Genomic DNA, 17468 nt, shown 5'->3' with positions numbered 1-17468 from the left:
TGCCGCTCCCCCCATCCCGAGACGCATGATGACCCGTTTGGCCAATCCCTCCAGCCCTGCCCTCCCCCTGCGCCACGCCTATCACCGCCTGATCCTGCGCCGGATCGTGGTGCTTGCCGCGCTTCTGGCGGCCGTTTGCCTGTCGGTCGCGGTCGATGTCTCGCTAGGGTCAGCGCGCTATGGCTTGGCCGATGTCGTGAACACGCTTCTTCATCCCGCCAGCGCCGAGATCCAGATCCGCATGGTGATCTGGGACATTCGAATGCCGATGGCCCTGATGGCCGTGACTGTCGGGGCTTGCCTCTCTGCCGCCGGGGCGCAAATGCAGACGATCCTTGCCAACCCCCTTGCCAGCCCCTTCACCTTGGGTATTTCCGCCGCCGCAAGTTTTGGTGCCGCGCTGGCCATGGTGCTGGGGGTCGCCTTGGTGCCCACGGCCCTTGCGCTGATGGTGCCGATCAACGCCTTTGCCATGGCGATGGCCGCCTCTCTCCTGATCTTCGGCCTCTCCACCCTGCGCGGCGTCACCGTGGAAACCATCATCCTTCTGGGCATCGCGCTGGTCTTCACCTTCAACGCCCTTCTTGCCCTTCTGCAGTATTTCGCCTCGGAACAGGCCCTTGCGGCCGTCGTGTTCTGGACGATGGGCAGCCTGACAAAGGCGACATGGACAAAGGTCGCCGTCACCGCCCTGATCCTTTTGATCGTCACGCCGCTTTTCGCCCGCCGGGCCTGGGCGCTGACCGCCATCCGCCTTGGCGAAACCCGCGCCGCAGCAATGGGCGTCCCGGTCCGTCGCTTGCGCCTTGAAACCCTGATCCTCGTCTCCGCCCTCGCCGCCGTTCCGGTGTCCTTTGTCGGCACCATCGGCTTTATCGGCATCGTCGGCCCGCATATCGCCCGGCTTCTCTTGGGCGAGGATCAGCGCTTCTTCCTTCCCGGCTCCATCCTGTCGGGCGCGCTCATCCTCTCTACCACCTCGGTTCTCTCCAAGGCGATCCTGCCCGGCGCGGTCCTGCCCATCGGCATCATCACCGCCCTTGCGGCGTGCCCTTCTTCGCGACCCTGATCTTCACCCATGGGAGACGGACATGGTAAGCCTGCAACTTCAGAACGTCGAAGCCCGCTATGGCCGCAAGGTGATCTACGGCGACGCGACAACGCCCCCCATTTCCGGCGGCCACCTGACCGCCTTGGTCGGGGCGAATGCTTCGGGCAAATCCACCCTCTTCCGCCGCATCGCAGGCCAACTCGCCGGGGGCGGAGAGGTCAGGCTCACCGGCGCCGCGGCCCATGACCTGCGCTACATGCCGCAAGACACCGGAATGACCGCCGCCCTGACCGTCTATGAATCCATGATCCTGTCGCTGAAACAAGGCAGCGGCGGCTGGCGGCTCAGCACCACGGATCTCCGCGCCGTCGATCGGGTGCTCGATCAGTTGACCATTCCGCAGCTTGCCGGCACCTCCCTGACCGAACTTTCCGGCGGCCAGCGCCAGCTTGTCTCTATCGCGCAAACCTTGGTCACCCGCCCCAAGGTCGTGTTGATGGATGAACCCACCTCGGCGCTCGACCTCTATCGGCAATATGAGGTTCTTGAAGTCCTGCGCGACTACGCCACCGAAACCGGGGCGGTCGTTCTTCTGGCGCTCCATGATCTCAATCAGGTGATGCGCAGCTGCACCATGACCGTTGCGGTCTCGGGCGGCCGCATCCTTGCCGCTGGCCCCACGCTGACAACCCTGCGGCCCGACCTGATCCAAAAGCTCTACGGCATCGAGGCGCGGGTCGAAACCTGTTCGCGCGGCTGCCCGATGATGATCGTCGACCGCGCGCTTCCCATCGCCCCCGCCGCCTGACCAGAGCCCACAACAAACGGGGCAAAAGCGTCAACATTTAGGCAGCAGAGTCGACCGCCGCGCTGTAATTGCAACCCATTCACACCACTGGGTTAATCTTGCGGATTGTCTACAAGATATTGTTGACGCATGGCGGATTTTCCGCCAACCATCCGAACGAACATAAGCATTACATTCGCAGGGTCGCGATGGCTTTTCTGCAAAGAAGAACAAGCTACGCCACGCAGGGCAAATGAGTGCACCATCCATCTACGATCCAACGGATCGCGTCATAATTTGACGAAGTTACAATTGGGGTGACCATGGCCGAATACTTAATGACTGGAGAGCTTAGATTTGGCGCAACAGCCGGTGACCCAGCGACCAATCCAGGCACCGCGAGCTTCTTTTCTGGTAGCGGCCCAATTTACGACTCTAATGATGACGGTAATATAGACCCGTCGGATTATCACGACATTTTTGACGTTTACTTCTCTGGCTGGACAGTAACGATCAACGGCAATGACTATGCCGTGTTTAGTGAAGATGTCACCCCCTGGTATTTTTACATCCCCTTCAACTCTGCTATTGACGACATTTCTGGGTTCACCGATCCAAGCCAATGGACCTTTCAATATGTTGGCGAAAATGCTGTTGTCGCCAATTGCTTCCTGACCGGCACGCAAATCGCAACTCCCACGGGTGAGCGTAAGGTTGAAGACCTGCAAATCGGCGATCTTATCTTGACTGCCTTGGGCGATGCGATCCCCGTCAAATGGATCGGCCGTCAGAGCTTCCGCAACAACATCCTCAACCTGCCGCTGGCCGCAGACCGCGCCCCGATCTGCATCGCCAAGGGCGCGCTTGGAATGGGCCTCCCCACGGCCGACCTCTATGTCACCGCCGATCACGGCATGATCATTGACGATCTGCTTGTAAACGCAGGCGCTTTGGTCAACGGCACCACCATTCGCCGCGTGCTGCTGTCGGAAATGGACGCGACCTTTACCGTCTACCATATCGAAACCGAGCACCACGACGTGATCTTCGCCAATGGCGCCCCGGCCGAGAGTTTTATCGACTATATCGACCGCAAAACCTTCGACAACCACGACGAATACGCGGCCCTTTACGGCGATGAACCCGTCATCACCGAAATGCCCTTGCCCCGCATCTCCTCGCGCCGTCAGCTTCCCACCGACATAGCTGCGCGGTTCGGAATTGCTGATTTCGGCGCGGATGTGACGGCAGAGGCGACGGCGTTTCTGCAACAAAGGAAAGCGGGTTAAAGGTCACCTCTATAGCCCATCAACGATGGGCCGGGCGATCTCAATCTTCGCGAAGAATATCAATCAAGGTTTCAGCTGGGGGCGAACATGGCTAATTTTTCCACGACCGGGGATATTTACTTTACTTCAGCACCTGGAATTCCAGGAGCCGCTCCAGGATCCGTAAATTTCCTTAGCGTTAATGATCAAGTTTACGACACGAATGATGACGGCAACATAGATACGTTGGACTATTATTCATTCGCCGACTTTGCTTTCTCTGGCTGGACAGTGACGATCAACGGGAATGACTACGCAGTGTTTGAAGACCGTCTTGTCCCCGGAAGTTTTTACATTCCCTTTAACTCTGCTTTCGACGACATTTCTGGGTTCACTGATCCAAACCAATGGACCTTTCAATTTGTTGGCGAAAATGCCGTTGTCGCCAATTGCTTCCTGACCGGGACGACGATTTCCACGCCGACGGGTGAGCGTAAGGTCGAAGACCTGCAAATCGGCGATTTGATCCTGACCGCCTCTGGCGATGCGATCCCGGTGAAATGGGTGGGCCATCAGTCTTTCCGCTACAATATCATCAACCTCCCGCTGACCACAGACCGCGCCCCGATCTGCATCGCCAAGGGCGCGCTTGGAAATGGCCTGCCGAAAGCCGACCTCTATGTCACCGCCGACCACGGCATGATCATCGACGATCTGCTTGTAAACGCTGGCGCTTTGGTCAACGGCACCACCATCCGCCGCGTCATGCTGTCGGAAATGGACGCGACCTTCACCGTCTACCATATCGAGACCGAACACCACGACGTGATCCTTGCCAATGGCGCGCAGGCGGAAAGTTTCATCGATTATATCGACCGTAAAACCTTCGACAATTACGCGGAATATGCGGCGCTTTACGGCGATGAACCTCTCATCACCGAAATGCCCTTGCCCCGCATCTCCTCCCGCCGCCAACTGCCTGCCGATATCGCTGCGCGGTTCGGAATTGCTGATTTCGGCGCGGATGTGACGGCAGAAGTGATGGCGTTCTTGGCGCAAAAGCGGGTGGCCTAAGCGCTCGTTTGACCCAAAGGGTTAAATTTCCGTAAAAACGAAACGATAACCCATTGATTTCAAAGGATCAAAAAAGCGTCCCCGACGGGGACGCTTTTGCGGCCCCGGGTTCAGGCCGCCACCTGCCCCAAAAGCCGCCGTGTCGCCGCCAAGACCCTTGCGGCCACCTCGGCCGGGCCTTTTTCGCGGGAAAGCGCGGTCATCGGCACCTCCAGCGACAAGGGAAGGTCTGCGGGAAGCCGGGCAAGAATAGCTGTCAGATCAATCTCCCCCTCCCCCGGCGGCAACCGTTCCGCCCGCCCGGCGTGGAACAGATCCTCGGTCGTGTAGGGCGGGCAAACCGGGGCGTCGCAAAGATGCAGAAAGGGCATCCGTCGCGGGGCCAGCCGGGACAGATCGTCCAGCGAACTGCCCGACCGGTTGAAATGAAGGGTGTCGACCAGCACCCCCAAATCCGGCGCGCCGCTGGCCTCCACAACCCGCAAGGCGGTGGCCAGATCGGGCACATTGGTCCAAGGGAAAAACTCCAGCACACAAGACAACCCGCGCCTCCGGGCCGCCTCGTGAAAGGCCGCAAGATTGTGCGACAAGCGCGAAAGATCGGGATCATAAGGCGCGCAGATCACCTGCCTCGCCCCCAGCGCGGCCCCGGCATCCAGAAAGGCCGCGTAATCCTCTCCGCGAAACTCTGGGGTCATGCGGACGAATTCAATGTCCTGCACTTTGATCCCACTGTCCTGCACCGCCCGAACAGTCTGCCGCAGCAGCCCCGCATCCAGATGCAGCGGATAGCCCGGCGTCGTGTCTGTCACCCGGATCAACCGCAGCCCGACAGCGTCATAACCCAAACCCGCCGCAAGGCGGATCATCTCGGGCGGGGGCAGGTCGATCACGGTCAAATGCGCCAGCGAAATCGGATGGGTCATTTCCCTTCCTCCAAAGATCGTGCAGCCTGCCGTCCTGCGACAAAGCCGAAGGTCAGGGCGGGGCCAAGGTTGATACCGCCTGCCGGGTAAAAGCCGCCCATCACGCTGGCCATATCCCCGCCGGCCGCATAAAGGCCGGGGATGGGGGTGCCATCGGATCCCAGCACCCGCGCCTCGGCATCTGTCTGCAGCCCCGCAAAAGTGCCGAAACTGCCGGGGATCACCCGCAGCGCCAGATAGGGCGGGCGGTCGATCGGGGCGACACAGGGGTTCGGACCATGCGTGGCATCGCCCTGAAGGCGCATGTAAGGGGTCGTTCCCCGATGGAAAGCCGGATCATCGCCCGAAACCGCATGGCGGTTCCAATCCGCCAAAGTGGCCTCCAACCCAGCAGGATCAATCCCGCAGCGCTGCGCCAGATCGCGCGGGGACCGGGCCGAAACCAGATAGCCGTTCCGCAACCAAGGCCGCAGCGGCAGCGGAAAGGGCCGCGAAATCCCCAGCCCGTAGCGCCGCTGAAAAGCGCGGGTGGCAATCAGCCAAGCCTCGGGCGTCTTGTCTGCGGGCGTCGCCGCCAGCAGGGCCGTCACGAAATCATGGTAGCCCAAGCCTTCATTACAGAACCGCTGACCATTTGGCAGAACTGCAATCAGGCCGGGTTTGCCGCGCTCAATGATATGGGGAAAGGGGGCCTCGCGCCCATCGGGCCAGCGCACTAGGCTGACCGGGCACCAGGCGCCGGGGCTGGCCAAGTCCTTGGCCTGTTGCGCCCCCACCGCCTCTCCCAGATGCAGGCCGTCCCCTGTCGCCGTTTCAACCGCCAAGGTGCGGTGGCTTTCGGCTGCCGGAAACTGCGCGGCGCGGCGCACGGGATCATGGGCAAAACCGCCACTTGCCAGAACCACACCGCAGCGCGCCGATACCCGAAGTTCCGCACCCTTTGAGACCAGCACTGCGCCCGTGACCCTTCCCCTTTCATCCCGCAGCACTTGCTGAGCCGCGTGTCCCGGCCACAATTCCACCCCGGCATCCAAGGCCGAGCGCATCAGACGCGCCACCAAGGCGTTGCCGTTGCGCAATTGTGTGGCCCGCCCATAGCGCGCCAGATCCCACAGATGCCGTCCCATGCGCCGCGTCACATGAACAAAGGCCGGCAGATTGCGGGTCATGGTCATAAAGGCCCGCAAATCGGCACCTGCCTGAATCGTAAGCCCCCAAAAGGCGGTCTCGCGCAAAGGCCGGCGCAGCAACCGGAACGCATCCCCCAAGGCGCGGCCATCGTAGGGCTGCGCAATGACCGAACGCCCCCCAGTTCCGGCGCCGGGAAGATGGCCATAGGTATCGGGAATATGGCTGCCCGGCTCAAAGCGCAGCGCTGTCTTGGTTTCAAAGAAGGCAACCATCTGGGGCGCATTTTCCAGAAAGCTTTGGACCAAAGGCGCCTTGAAGTGATTGCCCAGAACCGCCTGCAAATAGGCCTCGGCCGCCTCGCGATTGTCTTTGGTGCCTGCACGCGCGCAGACCGGATTGCCGGGGGCCCAGATCCAACCGCCAGACCACGCGGTTGTTCCGCCGAGGACATCGGCCTTTTCCGCCACAATCACCCGTAGGCCGTGATGCGCGGCGGTAACAGCGGCAGCCAACCCTGCCGCGCCCGATCCGACGACCAGCAGGTCACATTCCACTGTCATGGCTTGCTCCAGCACAGCAAGGGAGAGGCGGGCAGCAATTCACCAACCGTTTGTGCAGCCTGTTGCAGAGCGGGCAGCAGCGCCCGCCTGCGGTCGGACGTCAATCGCACCGATGGCCCGGCAATCGACAAACAACCAATGACCTGACCCTCGGGCCGCCGCACCACCACCGCAAGGGCGGCCATCCCGGCCTCGAAACAATCGACCGCTTCCGAAAACCCCAAGGCGCGATCGCGAACCAGCATAGCCTCAATCTCTTCAATCCTTAGCGTGCAGCCTTCGACGGCCCCGGCAGGCGGCGTCACCCCCTGCTGCAAGATCAAGTCCCGCGCCCGCAATGGATCAAGACTGGCAGCCCAAGCCCGCCCCCCGGCGCTGTAGGCCAAAGGGACAACAACGCCCTGCTCTCTGGCCGGATCATAACGCAGACCTGACGTCGCCCCCTGCGCCACAGCCACCCAGACCAGCTGATCACCATCCACCAAGGACAGGCGCACCAGTTCCCGGCTTTCTGCGGCAAGAGCCTCCAACACTGGCTGGATCACATCGCCCACCCCAAGCCGGCCCAGATAACCCAAGCCCAAGGCCGCAAAGCGCAGCGTCAGCACATAGTCCCGGTTTGTCTGCGGCTGCGCGGCATAGCCCAGCCGGACCAGATCATTCAACAAACGATGCGTCGCGGATGGCGCCAGCGACAAGGTTTCGGCCACCGATTGAACCGACAATCCGTTCGGGTGCTGGGCCAGAAGTTCAAGTACGGCAAAGGTGCGATCCAGGGCGGCTGTCATTTCCGATTCCCATTTTGGAATGTCATTCCAATATTTGCGATCCGATGACGGATCAACCCTCTTGTTCGCTTTGCGGCACTGCGCCACTGTCTGCCCATGAAGGAACTGACGCTGAGACAGGTCGAAGTGGTGCGCGCGGTGATGATCGCGGGCAGCATTCAGGGTGCGGCTGACTTGCTGGCAGTCTCGGCCCCCGGCATCAGTCGCCTGATCAAGCATACCGAGGAGGCGCTCGGCATCCGCCTCTTTGACCGGCGGGCCGGAGTTTTCGTCCCCGCCCCCGAGGCCCATTCCATTTTCGAAATGATCAACAAGGTCTATCGCGAGGTTGAAAACCTTAACAGCGCCGTCTCTTCTCTGAAAAAGGGAGAGGACGTTCACCTCTCTTTCGCCTCAGCCCCCTCCATCGCGCAGTTCATTGCCGCACGAGCCATTCGTTCTGTCCGCAGCCGCTTTCCCGATCTGATGATCGACCTGAACATCCTGAAAATCGAAGAAACCTCGGACTATCTTTTGCTTGAACGGGGCGAGATGGTGTTCATGTCCTCGCCTTTCGACACCTCGGCGCTGGAATCCACACCGCTTGCCAAAGGCCGGATCGTGGCCATCGTGCCCGAAGGCCACGAACTGGCCCAGCAAGAGGTCGTGTCTGTCCATGACCTGATGCACTTCCCCTTTATCGGCGTCGACATAAACGACCCCTACGGCGAAATCCTAGCCCGCCCCTTTCGCGAGGCAGGGTTAGAGCCGCGCCACACCATGCGCGGTCGCTTTGCCCAGACGACTGTTTCACTGGTGCGACACGGTCTTGGCGTGGCCATCATCGACGAATTCTCGGTCGCCGAGGTTTATATGCCGGGCCTAGTCCGCCGCCCGCTGAAAGAAGATGCCAGCATCACCGCATGGTGTGTGCAAAAACGTGGGCGTATCCTGTCCAGCTTTGCCGAATACACGATCGAGCGGTTTCGTCATGAACTGCAGGCCGCTACGGCACGAACCTCATGGGATCCACAAACACGAAATTAACATCGTGTTATGCCAAGCGTTTTATCGGTATTTGCCGTTAAAGATAGATTCGCGGTAAAGGTTCTTTATCCCGCCTTGGGCTCAGGGCGCGGTCACATAGGTCAGGGAGGACCCCCATGTTGAAATCCGTTATCGGTGCGGTTGTCGCACTGGGACTGGGCGCACTGCCCGTATTCGCCGAATATCCCGAAAAAGAAATTCAGGGCATCATCCAGTGGGGCGCCGGCGGTTCGACCGACACCGTGTCCCGTGCGATCACGCCCCATGCCGAAGCTGTCCTTGGTGGCACTGTGGTGATGCAGAACCTGACCGGTGGCGTCGGTGCCATCGCGCTGAACCAAGTCGCGGATGGTGAAGCCGATGGCTACACCCTGCTGTTCGGTGCAGAAAACCCGTTGCTCTACAAAGTCATGGGGCTTGGCGACAAAGACTATAGCGACTTCACCCCGATCAACGTGATCGCCCGTGGCGTGCCGATGCTGGTTGCGCGTCCCGATGCACCGTTCAACACCTTCCCCGAGATGGTGGATTACATCAAAGCGAACCCGAAAGCCGTGAAGTTCGGCTCGACCGGTCCTGGCGGCCTGCCTTCGGTCGTCACTGCGATGATCAATTCGGAAACCCCGCTTGACGTGACCTTCGTCCCCTATGACGGCGACGGCCCTGCCCTCACCGGCCTGCAAGGCGGTGCCATCGACGTGATGCCTGCCGTTCTGGGCGCCGCGATCGAAGGCATCAAGGGTGGCAAGATGAAGGCCATCGCAGTGTTTGACACCGAACCGGCCCCGCAACTGCCGGAAGCCGCAACCATCGTCTCGACCAATCCGGAATTTGCCAAATACCTGCCTTGGGGGCCGTTCTTCGGCGTCTTCGTCAAGAAAGGCACACCGGATGATATCGTGGCCAAGCTGGTCGCCGCCTACGCCGAGGCAGCAAAGAACCCGGAATTCACCGCTCTGATCGACGGTCGCGGCTTCAAGATGCTGTCGCTGTCGGGCGCCGAAGCCGAAGCGTTTCTTGCCAAATGGCAGTCTGACACCGCATGGCTGGTGCATGGCGCAGGCCTGACCAAGGCGTCCCCGGAAGAGTTCGGTATTCCGAAGCCCTGATCGCCTGTAATCTGACATGATCTGACACCGCCCCCTTTCTTCCGCAAGCGGGGCGGTGTTTTCATTCCTACGCCAAGGCAAATCGACTGCCGAAGCAGGGAAAACCATCGGAAAGGGAGAGGGCCGATGCAAGGGAAACACCCCAGACGACCGGGCGAATTGGTCTTCAACGCGGCAATGGTCGCAGGCAGCCTGTTCCTGCTCTATTCCGCCTACGGCATTTCCGGGTTCGAGGCCCTTTCAGGGGCCGGATCGGTCCCGATGGCCACCACCGCCGTCATGCTGGTCTGCGCGGTTCTGGTCCTGCGTGAGACTCTTCAGAAAAGCGCCGTGACCAGCGAAAAGCTGGAGCGCGATATTCTGCCACTTCCCGTCATTCTGACCATCCTTGCGATTGGCGCCTATGCCCTGCTGTTGAAACCTCTTGGCTTTCTGCCAACCTCGTTTCTCTTTCTCTGGGGCATGATCAAATACCTCAGCCGCCGCAGCCTTCTTTGGTCGGCCTTGGTCGCCATCGCCACTGTGGCCGTGATCTACCTGATCTTCCGCCTGATCTTTACCGTCCTGATGCCACCCGGCATCGTGCCCGAAGGCGAGATCATCGCCTGGGTCAAGGGTCTGTTCGCGACAAAGGGGAACTGAGATGGACGTGATCAACAACCTTCTGATCCCGGTGCTGGATCTGAAACTTTTGGGATTGATCGCCGCCGGAACCTTTGCCGGCATCTATGTCGGCGCCATTCCCGGCCTTTCGGTCACCATGGCCGTGTCGATCCTGATTTCCTTCACCTTCTCATGGGACGTCTACCCGGCCCTTGCCCTGATGATCGGGATCTATATGGGCGGGGTCTATGGCGGCTCGCGCACCGCGATCCTTCTGAATATCCCCGGCGCGCCTGCCGCCATCGCCACCGCGCTGGATGGCTACCCGATGGCCCAGCAGGGCCGCGCGGGCGAGGCTATTGGCATCGTGACCGTCGTGTCCTTCATCGGTGGCTTCATCGGCATCTTCGCCCTTGCGGCCTTTGCCCCCACGCTGTCTGATTTCGCCATCCGCTTTCAGCCACGCGATTACATGATGCTGGGCCTTCTGGGCATCCTGCTGGTTGGCTCGCTGTCCGGTGAAAGCCTTGTCAAAGGCATCTTCTCGGGTGCGCTTGGCATTGGCATCGGCGCGGTCGGCATGGACCCGCTGACCTTCACCGAACGCTTCACCTTCGACATCCCCGGCCTGCGCTCGGGCGTCTCGTTCGTCGCCGTAATGATCGGGATGTTCGGCATCTCGGAAGGCCTGATGCAGTTGCACACCGTCAATTCCGCGGCGGTCAAGCAAACCATTAGCCGCATCGTGCCGTCCTGGGCCTCGGTTCGCAAACACCTGCCCTTGGGACTGCAGACCTCCTCCATCGGCACAGTGATCGGCGCCCTGCCCGGCACCGGTGGTGATATCGCCGCGCTGATCGCCTATGACCACGCCCGCCGCGTGACCAAGGAACCCGAGGTTCCCTTTGGCAAAGGCGCGATCGAGGGACTTGTCGCCCCCGAAACCGCCAATAACGCCGCCGTCGGCGGGGCTTTCATCCCGATGCTGACCCTTGGCATTCCGGGCGATGCCGTCACCGCCATCATGATCGGTGCGCTGTTCATCCACGGCCTGAACCCCGGCCCGCTTTTGATGACCAGCCAGCCTGACATGTTCTGGTTCATCGTCTCGTCGCTGATGCTGGCCAATGTCTTCATGCTGATCTTCGGCCTGACCGGCATCAAATTCTTCGTCAAAATCGTCGAACTGCCCCGCACCGTTCTTCTGCCCGTCATCCTGCTTCTGTCCATCGTCGGCGCCTTTGCTGTGAACAACAGCCTGTCGGATGTCTATTGGATGCTGGGCTTCGGCGTCTTTGGCTACTTCATGAAACTCTACGGCTACCCGCTTGGCCCCGTGATCCTTGGCGTGATCCTGTCGCGCCTTCTGGATGACAACTGGCGGCGCGCCATCATCTCGGATCAGGAAAGCCTGTGGATGCTGTTCAAAGGCATCGTCGCAAGCCCGCTATCCTTGGTGCTGTTCACCACGGTCGTCCTGATCTTCCTGTCCAAGACCCCCCTGTGGTCCATGATCTTCCGCAAAAGGAGCGCCTGATGACCGCCGACATCCACCTTGGCCTGATCGGCGACAATATCGCCAAATCGCAGGCCCCGCGCTTTCACCGACTTGCGGGCGCGCAGAACAGAAAGAAGGTGGTCTATGACCGCCTTGTTCCGGCGGACCTGAAAGAGGACTTTGATGCGCTTTTTGCCCGCCTTGGCCCCGATGGCTATCGCGGCGTGAATGTGACCTACCCCTACAAGGAACGCGCCGCAGCCAAGGTCAAGGTGGACGATCCCTTGGTGCGGGCCATCGGGGCGGTGAACACGGTCATCTTTGACGACGGCGGCCCGCACGGGTTCAACACCGATTACTCGGGGTTTGTCGCCGCCTACCGCCATATCCGTGGCGCGGCCAACCCCGGCCCTGTCCTGATGATCGGCGCGGGCGGTGTGGGCAAAGCCGTTGCCTTCGGGCTTGTCGCCCTTGGCCTGACGGACTTGCGCATCGCCGAACGTGACCTGCCCAAGGCCGAGGCACTGGCTCAGGCCCTTCGCGCCGTGAAACCGGGGCTGACCGTCACCACCGGGACTAACGCCGCCCAATTGGCCAAAGGTGCCGATGGCCTGATCAACTGCACCCCCGTCGGTATGGTCGGCTATGACGGCACCCCCTTGGCCCGCCCGCATATGACTGGCGCGAAATGGTGTTTTGACGCAGTCTATACCCCAATCGACACCCAGTTCCTGCAAGATGCCGGTGCCGAAGGCCTGCAGATCATCACCGGCTACGAACTGTTCTTCGGTCAAGGCGTCGATGCTTGGGCCATCTTCTCTGGCCTGCCGCTGGATACCGACCAAATGCGCCGCGACCTTGCCGATGGAAAGGACGTCTGATGAAAACCTCGATTGCCACAGTCTCGATCTCGGGAACCTTCACGCAAAAGCTCGAAGCGATTGCCGCGGCAGGCTTTGATGGCATCGAGATTTTCGAACAAGATTTCCTCGCCTCGGATTTCACCCCGCAAGAGGTGGGCCAGATGGTCCGCGATGCCGGCCTGACCATCACCCTTTTCCAGCCCTTCCGCGATTTCGAGGGACTGCCAGAACCCCACCGCAGCCGCGCCTTTGCCCGTGCCGCCCGCAAGTTCGACCTGATGAACCAGCTTGGCACCGATCTGGTTCTGGTCTGCTCGTCTGTCCATCCCGCCGCCATGGGCGGCATCGACCGCATGGCGGCAGATTTCAACGAACTCGGCGATCTGGCGAAATCTCATGGCGTGCGCGTGGGGTTCGAGGCGCTGTGCTGGGGTCGCCATGTGAACGATCACCGCGACGCGTGGGAAGTCGTGCGCCGCGCCGACCATGACAATGTCGGCCTGATCCTTGACAGCTTTCACACGCTGGGCCGCAAGATTGACCCTGAAACCATCCGCCGGATTCCGGGCGACAAGATCTTTTTCGTTCAACTGGCCGACGCGCCCGCCATCGAGATGGACCTGCTCTATTGGTCGCGCCACTTCCGCAACATGCCCGGCGAAGGCGATCTTGATGTCACGGGTTTCATGCGCGCAGTTGCCGCGACCGGATATTCCGGCCCGCTCAGCCTTGAGATTTTCAATGACCAGTTCCGCGCAGGCCTGCCCCGGCTGGTCGCCCGCGACGGCCACCGCAGCCTGATTGCTCTGATGGATCAGGTCCGCCGGACCGAGCCGAACCTGTCCGTAGACCTGCCCGCCTTCCCGGCCCCTACGTCGGTCACGGGCATTGAATTCATCGAATTCGCCACAGCACCTCAAGAAGCCCCCTCGCTTGAAATCCTGTTGCAGGCCACGGGTTTTGAACGGGCTGGGGGCCATGTGTCAAAGCCCGTTTCGCTTTGGCGCCAGGGCGGCATAAACCTGTTGGTGAATACCGACAGCGAAGGCTTTGCCCATACCTCTTACGTCGCCCACGGGACGACCGTTTCCGAAATCGCCCTGCTCGTTCCCGATGCCAAGGCTGCACATGACCGCGCCACCGCGCTCTTGGCACAACCCCACCAACAGGCACATCGGGCCGAAGAGTTGGAGATTCCCGCCATTCGCGGTGTGGGCGGCAGCGTTCTGCGTCTGCTCGACACCGGTGCGGGTCTGGGCAAGATCTGGGACGTCGATTTCCGCAGCGGCGCAACCGCCACCGGCGCGGGCCTGACCCGGATCGACCATATCGGCCAGACCATGCCCTATGACGAAATGCTCAGCTGGGCCTTGTTCTACAACTCCATCTTTGGTGCGACCAAAGCCCCGATGGTGGATGTGATCGACCCCGATGGCCTTGTCCGCAGCCAAGCCGTGCAATCAGGCGGGTTGCGCGTCACCCTGAACGGGGCCGAAGCCCGACGCACCCTTGCAGGCCGTTTCATCGAAGAAAGTTTCGGCGCCTCGGTCCAACATATCGCCTTCGCCAGCGATGACATCTTTCAAACCGCTGCTGAGCTTTCTAAGCGAGGCTTCCCCTTCCTGCAAATCGGCGCGAATTACTACACCGATGTCGAGGCCCGCTTTGGCCTTGACCCCGCCCTTGTGGCCCGGATGAAGGCCGCGAATGTCCTCTATGACGAAGATGCCGGGGGCCAGTTCTTCCAGCTGTATTCCGCCCCGCGCGCCGACGGCATCTTTTTCGAAATCGTTCAGCGACAATCGAACTATCAGGGCTATGGCGCGCCCAATGCACCTTTCCGCATCGCTGCACAGAAACGCTCAACCCGTCCGGCAGGGATGCCCCGCTATTAAGTTCGGGGCGTCCCTTCCTGCGCCTGAACCTCGTGACACAAGCGCATCAACAATTCCAACCCCGCGACGGGCCGCGCCGATTGGCGCCGCGTGATGCCGACGGCCCCGGATAGAAACCGCACGCCTGTCGGAATTTCGATCATCGCCCCCCGATCCAATTCCTCGGCCACCACCCCGCGTGAAATGAACCAGACGGCATCCGATCCCGCCAGAATGCCCCGCCCCACGGCCAAAGCCACCGTCTCGAACGCCGGGCGCAGCGCGGGCAGACCAAGGCTTGCCAGATAATCCTCGACCCTACGGCGGATCAACGCGCCCTCTGTCGGCAAGATCACATCCGATTGCGCCAAGACCACGCGCGGCTCCTCTGCCGCCAAGGGATGCCCCGCCCGCGCCACCAGAACCACCTCTTCTTCGTAAAGGTGGTCAAAGGACAGGCCCGCCATATGCTCCGAGGCCGGCAACCGCCCGATCATCACATCAATCCCCCCCTCGCGCAGCAAGCGCAGCAAATAGGAATGCGGGCCCGTTTCTATCTTCAGCACAGTCTCTGGCGCGACCTCGTGAAACCGCAAGGCAACTGCCGGAAAGAGCCGCGACGCCGCCGTTGGCAAGATCCCCACCTGTATCGACCCACCCCCCTGCCCCGGACGCAAGGCCGCCGCCCCGGCATCCAAGGATTGCAGCGCCACACTGGCATGGCGCCGGAACAAGGCCCCCTCTTCGGTCAGGATCAGTCGCCGCTTTTCGCGCCGAAACAGAACCGTCCCCAGCAATTCCTCCAATTCCGCCAAGGTCCGGCTCAACGCGGGCTGCGTGATCCCATGCCGCCGCGCCACCGCCGTCAGCGACCCCTCGGTCGCAATATCCAGAAACGCCCGGATATGGCGCAGCTTCACCGCCTGGTGCATAATCATATGATTATCGTTTTCGGCCAATTTTGCATTATCCAGCGAAATTCCTATCAATTAAGTTATGTGAAAGAGGAGACACCATGCAAGCCCTGACACGCCCCTTCGGCCAGCTTCACATCCGCGTTGATGGCCCCGAAACGGCCCCCGCCGTGGTCTTCGCGAACTCCCTTGGAACCGACCTGCGGCTTTGGGATGCGCTTTTGCCGCTTCTTCCCCAAGACCTGCGCTACATCCGCTATGACAAGCGCGGCCACGGCCTGTCTGACCTTGGCGGCGGCAGCCAGATCAACGACCATGCCGAGGACGCCATCGCCGTGATCGAACATGTCGCCCGCGGACCTGTCACCTTCGTCGGCCTCTCCATCGGCGGCATGATCGGCCAATGCGTCGCCGCCCGCCGCCCCGATCTTCTGCGCGCCCTTGTCCTGTCAAACACCGCCGCCAAACTTGGCACCGCGCAAAGCTGGCAAGACCGCATCAACGCCGTCGTCGACCACGGCCTTGCCCATATCGCGGATTCGGTCATGGAACGCTGGTTCGCGCCGACCTTCCGCGCCACACCCGAACTTGCCCTGTGGCGCAACATGCTGACCCGAACCCCGGCAAAGGGATACACCGCCGCCTGCGCCGCCCTTGCCACCGCCGACCAGACCAAGGCCACGCGCAACCTCACCCTGCCCACCCTTGTCATCGCCGGCAGCGCCGATGGCGCCTCGCCCCCTGAAATCGTCAAGGCCACGGCCGACCTGATCCAAGGCGCGGCCTACCATTGCATCCCCGGCGCGGGCCACCTGCCCTGCGTCGAAACCCCCGCCGCCTATGCGGCCATCCTGTCCCCGTTCCTGAAGGCTCACTCCCATGTCTGACTTTGCCACCAAGGGCATGGCCATCCGCCGCAGCGTCTTGGGCGATGCCCATGTCAACCGCGCCGAGGCTGCCAAAACCGATTTCGACACCCCCTTTCAGGCCCTGATCACAGATGCCGCATGGGGCCATGTCTGGGCCCGCGACACCATCTCGCTGCGCGAACGCAGCATGTTGACCATCGCCTTGCTGGCCGGGTTGGGGAACGATCACGAACTGGCCATGCATATCCGCGCCACCCGCAACACGGGGGCCACGGAATCCGATGTGATGGAGGCGTTGATGCACGTTGCCATCTATGCTGGCGTGCCACGCGCCAACCATGCCATCAAGATTGCAAAAGAGACTTTCGCCGAAATGGCGACCACAAGCGCCGGGGAGGAAAAATGAAACCCGCCGAGTTTTATCAGCGCGACCGCCTGTGGCAGCCGCCCGCCTATGCAGAGAATTACAAGACCACCGTCGCCCGCAGCCCACGTCTTGCGATGCTGTCGCTTCAGGGGTCCATGTCGGAAATCACCGGCCCAACCTTTGGCCATTCAGACATCGACCCGATCGACAATGACCTGATCAAGAACTACGCCAAGACCGGCGATCCGATTGGCGAACGCATCATCGTTCATGGCCGGGTGCTGGATGAAAATGGCCGCCCTGTGCCGAAAACGCTGGTCGAGATCTGGCAAGCCAATGCAGGTGGGCGTTACCGGCACAAGAAAGACACCTACCTTGCCCCAGTTGACCCCAATTTTGGCGGATGCGGGCGCACCCTCACCGATGAAAACGGGTTCTACTATTTCCGCACGATCAAACCCGGGGCCTATCCCTGGCGCAACTGGGTCAACAACTGGCGCCCCGCCCATATCCATGTTTCGGTCTTCGGCTCCGCCTTCTCGCAGCGCCTGATCACCCAGATGTATTTCGAAGGCGACCCGCTGATCCGGCAATGTCCGATCGTCAATACGATCCCCGATCCCCGCGCCATCGACCAGTTGATCGCGCCCTTGGATATGAACGCGGCGATCCCGCTGGATTGCCTTGCCTACAAGTTCGACATCGTGCTGCGCGGTCGCCGCTCGACGATGTTCGAAAACCGGCTGGAAGGAAACTGATC

At 61.2% G+C, this 17468-nt stretch carries 17 protein-coding genes; 13 read left to right on the top strand and 4 right to left on the bottom strand.

The window, feature by feature from the left end; translation table 11 throughout:
* Window positions 1-28 precede the first annotated feature (28 nt).
* The 4 genes from ACSBLW_RS18455 to ACSBLW_RS18440 all read left to right on the top strand — a co-directional run bounded on the left by ACSBLW_RS18455 (window position 29) and on the right by ACSBLW_RS18440 (window position 4180).
* Entirely contained in the window at window positions 29-1069 is a 1041-nt protein-coding gene (locus tag ACSBLW_RS18455) for a FecCD family ABC transporter permease (RefSeq protein WP_435258063.1), read from the top strand.
* A 22-nt stretch (window positions 1070-1091) separates the two neighbouring features.
* A complete protein-coding gene (locus tag ACSBLW_RS18450) occupies window positions 1092-1859 on the top strand; it encodes an ABC transporter ATP-binding protein (protein ID WP_435258062.1) in 768 nt (255 codons plus the stop codon).
* Between the two features lie 302 nt (window positions 1860-2161).
* Window positions 2162-3127 carry a Hint domain-containing protein gene (locus tag ACSBLW_RS18445; RefSeq protein WP_435258061.1) on the top strand — a complete coding sequence of 322 codons (966 nt, stop codon included), beginning with the start codon at window positions 2162-2164 and terminating at the stop codon, window positions 3125-3127.
* 225 nt (window positions 3128-3352) lie between these two features.
* Window positions 3353-4180, top strand: a complete 828-nt coding sequence (locus ACSBLW_RS18440) for a Hint domain-containing protein (protein WP_435258060.1) — start codon at window positions 3353-3355, stop codon at window positions 4178-4180.
* Window positions 4181-4290: 110 nt separating this feature from the next.
* Here the strand turns inward: ACSBLW_RS18440 and ACSBLW_RS18435 are convergent, their stop codons facing one another.
* Genes ACSBLW_RS18435 through ACSBLW_RS18425 form a run of 3 tightly spaced genes read right to left on the bottom strand, consistent with a single transcriptional unit; the run spans window position 4291 to window position 7585 of the window.
* Window positions 4291-5106, bottom strand: coding sequence for a sugar phosphate isomerase/epimerase family protein (locus tag ACSBLW_RS18435; protein ID WP_435258059.1), 816 nt, complete (start codon window positions 5104-5106; stop codon window positions 4291-4293).
* On the bottom strand, window positions 5103-6797 hold the full coding sequence (locus ACSBLW_RS18430) for an FAD-dependent oxidoreductase (RefSeq protein ID WP_435258058.1): 1695 nt from the start codon (window positions 6795-6797) through the stop codon (window positions 5103-5105). Before ACSBLW_RS18430 ends, ACSBLW_RS18435 begins: the two co-directional genes overlap by 4 nt.
* Window positions 6794-7585 (bottom strand): IclR family transcriptional regulator, encoded by a 792-nt coding sequence (locus ACSBLW_RS18425; protein ID WP_435258057.1) that lies wholly within the window; start codon window positions 7583-7585, stop codon window positions 6794-6796. Before ACSBLW_RS18425 ends, ACSBLW_RS18430 begins: the two co-directional genes overlap by 4 nt.
* A gap of 96 nt (window positions 7586-7681) precedes the next feature.
* Between ACSBLW_RS18425 and ACSBLW_RS18420 the strand changes: the two genes are divergently transcribed.
* The 6 genes from ACSBLW_RS18420 (at window position 7682) to ACSBLW_RS18395 (ending at window position 14579) form a co-directional block, all read left to right on the top strand.
* On the top strand, window positions 7682-8611 hold the full coding sequence (locus ACSBLW_RS18420) for a LysR family transcriptional regulator (protein WP_435258056.1): 930 nt from the start codon (window positions 7682-7684) through the stop codon (window positions 8609-8611).
* Window positions 8612-8727: 116 nt separating this feature from the next.
* Window positions 8728-9720, top strand: coding sequence for a tripartite tricarboxylate transporter substrate binding protein (locus ACSBLW_RS18415; RefSeq protein WP_435258055.1), 993 nt, complete (start codon window positions 8728-8730; stop codon window positions 9718-9720).
* A 126-nt stretch (window positions 9721-9846) separates the two neighbouring features.
* A complete protein-coding gene (locus ACSBLW_RS18410; protein WP_435258054.1) occupies window positions 9847-10362 on the top strand; it encodes a tripartite tricarboxylate transporter TctB family protein in 516 nt (171 codons plus the stop codon).
* 1 nt (window position 10363) lies between these two features.
* Window positions 10364-11860 carry a tripartite tricarboxylate transporter permease gene (locus ACSBLW_RS18405; RefSeq protein WP_435258053.1) on the top strand — a complete coding sequence of 499 codons (1497 nt, stop codon included), beginning with the start codon at window positions 10364-10366 and terminating at the stop codon, window positions 11858-11860.
* A complete protein-coding gene (locus tag ACSBLW_RS18400) occupies window positions 11860-12702 on the top strand; it encodes a shikimate dehydrogenase family protein (RefSeq protein WP_435258052.1) in 843 nt (280 codons plus the stop codon). The genes ACSBLW_RS18405 and ACSBLW_RS18400 overlap by 1 nt, the downstream gene beginning before the upstream one ends.
* The gene (locus tag ACSBLW_RS18395) at window positions 12702-14579 is read left to right on the top strand and encodes a bifunctional sugar phosphate isomerase/epimerase/4-hydroxyphenylpyruvate dioxygenase family protein (protein WP_435258051.1); all 1878 of its coding nucleotides are present in this window, start codon (window positions 12702-12704) and stop codon (window positions 14577-14579) included. Before ACSBLW_RS18400 ends, ACSBLW_RS18395 begins: the two co-directional genes overlap by 1 nt.
* Here ACSBLW_RS18395 and ACSBLW_RS18390 read toward each other — a convergent pair.
* Window positions 14576-15496 carry a LysR substrate-binding domain-containing protein gene (locus ACSBLW_RS18390; RefSeq protein ID WP_435258050.1) on the bottom strand — a complete coding sequence of 307 codons (921 nt, stop codon included), beginning with the start codon at window positions 15494-15496 and terminating at the stop codon, window positions 14576-14578. The two genes, ACSBLW_RS18395 and ACSBLW_RS18390, sit on opposite strands and share 4 nt — an antisense overlap.
* 77 nt (window positions 15497-15573) lie before the next feature.
* Here ACSBLW_RS18390 and pcaD point away from each other — a divergent pair, with 77 nt between their 5' ends.
* Genes pcaD through pcaH form a run of 3 tightly spaced genes read left to right on the top strand, consistent with a single transcriptional unit; the run spans window position 15574 to window position 17466 of the window.
* Complete coding sequence (gene pcaD, locus ACSBLW_RS18385) at window positions 15574-16359, top strand: 3-oxoadipate enol-lactonase (RefSeq protein ID WP_435258049.1); 786 nt, start codon at window positions 15574-15576, stop codon at window positions 16357-16359.
* On the top strand, window positions 16352-16747 hold the full coding sequence (gene pcaC / locus ACSBLW_RS18380) for a 4-carboxymuconolactone decarboxylase (RefSeq protein WP_435258048.1): 396 nt from the start codon (window positions 16352-16354) through the stop codon (window positions 16745-16747). Before pcaD ends, pcaC begins: the two co-directional genes overlap by 8 nt.
* Window positions 16744-17466, top strand: a complete 723-nt coding sequence (gene pcaH / locus ACSBLW_RS18375) for a protocatechuate 3,4-dioxygenase subunit beta (protein WP_435258047.1) — start codon at window positions 16744-16746, stop codon at window positions 17464-17466. Before pcaC ends, pcaH begins: the two co-directional genes overlap by 4 nt.
* Window positions 17467-17468 lie beyond the last annotated feature (2 nt).

The organism is Thioclava sp. FR2 (genome assembly GCF_051200875.1).
In the GTDB taxonomy this organism is placed as follows: domain Bacteria; phylum Pseudomonadota; class Alphaproteobacteria; order Rhodobacterales; family Rhodobacteraceae; genus Pseudotabrizicola.
Note: the sequence above shows the minus strand (reverse complement) of the source record. Positions and strands in the feature narration are given on the sequence as shown.

What these genes read in the sequence shown, in the direction of transcription:
- ACSBLW_RS18455 (WP_435258063.1), top strand. Translation starts at nt 29, where the DNA reads ATGACCCGTTTGGCCAATCCCTCCAGCCCTGCCCTCCCCCTGCGCCAC.
- ACSBLW_RS18450 (WP_435258062.1), top strand. Translation starts at nt 1,092, where the DNA reads ATGGTAAGCCTGCAACTTCAGAACGTCGAAGCCCGCTATGGCCGCAAG.
- ACSBLW_RS18445 (WP_435258061.1), top strand. Translation starts at nt 2,162, where the DNA reads ATGGCCGAATACTTAATGACTGGAGAGCTTAGATTTGGCGCAACAGCC.
- ACSBLW_RS18435 (WP_435258059.1), bottom strand. Translation starts at nt 5,106, where the DNA reads ATGACCCATCCGATTTCGCTGGCGCATTTGACCGTGATCGACCTGCCC.
- ACSBLW_RS18430 (WP_435258058.1), bottom strand. Translation starts at nt 6,797, where the DNA reads ATGACAGTGGAATGTGACCTGCTGGTCGTCGGATCGGGCGCGGCAGGG.
- ACSBLW_RS18425 (WP_435258057.1), bottom strand. Translation starts at nt 7,585, where the DNA reads ATGACAGCCGCCCTGGATCGCACCTTTGCCGTACTTGAACTTCTGGCC.
- ACSBLW_RS18420 (WP_435258056.1), top strand. Translation starts at nt 7,682, where the DNA reads ATGAAGGAACTGACGCTGAGACAGGTCGAAGTGGTGCGCGCGGTGATG.
- ACSBLW_RS18415 (WP_435258055.1), top strand. Translation starts at nt 8,728, where the DNA reads ATGTTGAAATCCGTTATCGGTGCGGTTGTCGCACTGGGACTGGGCGCA.
- ACSBLW_RS18410 (WP_435258054.1), top strand. Translation starts at nt 9,847, where the DNA reads ATGCAAGGGAAACACCCCAGACGACCGGGCGAATTGGTCTTCAACGCG.
- ACSBLW_RS18405 (WP_435258053.1), top strand. Translation starts at nt 10,364, where the DNA reads ATGGACGTGATCAACAACCTTCTGATCCCGGTGCTGGATCTGAAACTT.
- ACSBLW_RS18400 (WP_435258052.1), top strand. Translation starts at nt 11,860, where the DNA reads ATGACCGCCGACATCCACCTTGGCCTGATCGGCGACAATATCGCCAAA.
- ACSBLW_RS18395 (WP_435258051.1), top strand. Translation starts at nt 12,702, where the DNA reads ATGAAAACCTCGATTGCCACAGTCTCGATCTCGGGAACCTTCACGCAA.
- ACSBLW_RS18390 (WP_435258050.1), bottom strand. Translation starts at nt 15,496, where the DNA reads ATGATTATGCACCAGGCGGTGAAGCTGCGCCATATCCGGGCGTTTCTG.
- pcaD (WP_435258049.1), top strand. Translation starts at nt 15,574, where the DNA reads ATGCAAGCCCTGACACGCCCCTTCGGCCAGCTTCACATCCGCGTTGAT.
- pcaC (WP_435258048.1), top strand. Translation starts at nt 16,352, where the DNA reads ATGTCTGACTTTGCCACCAAGGGCATGGCCATCCGCCGCAGCGTCTTG.
- pcaH (WP_435258047.1), top strand. Translation starts at nt 16,744, where the DNA reads ATGAAACCCGCCGAGTTTTATCAGCGCGACCGCCTGTGGCAGCCGCCC.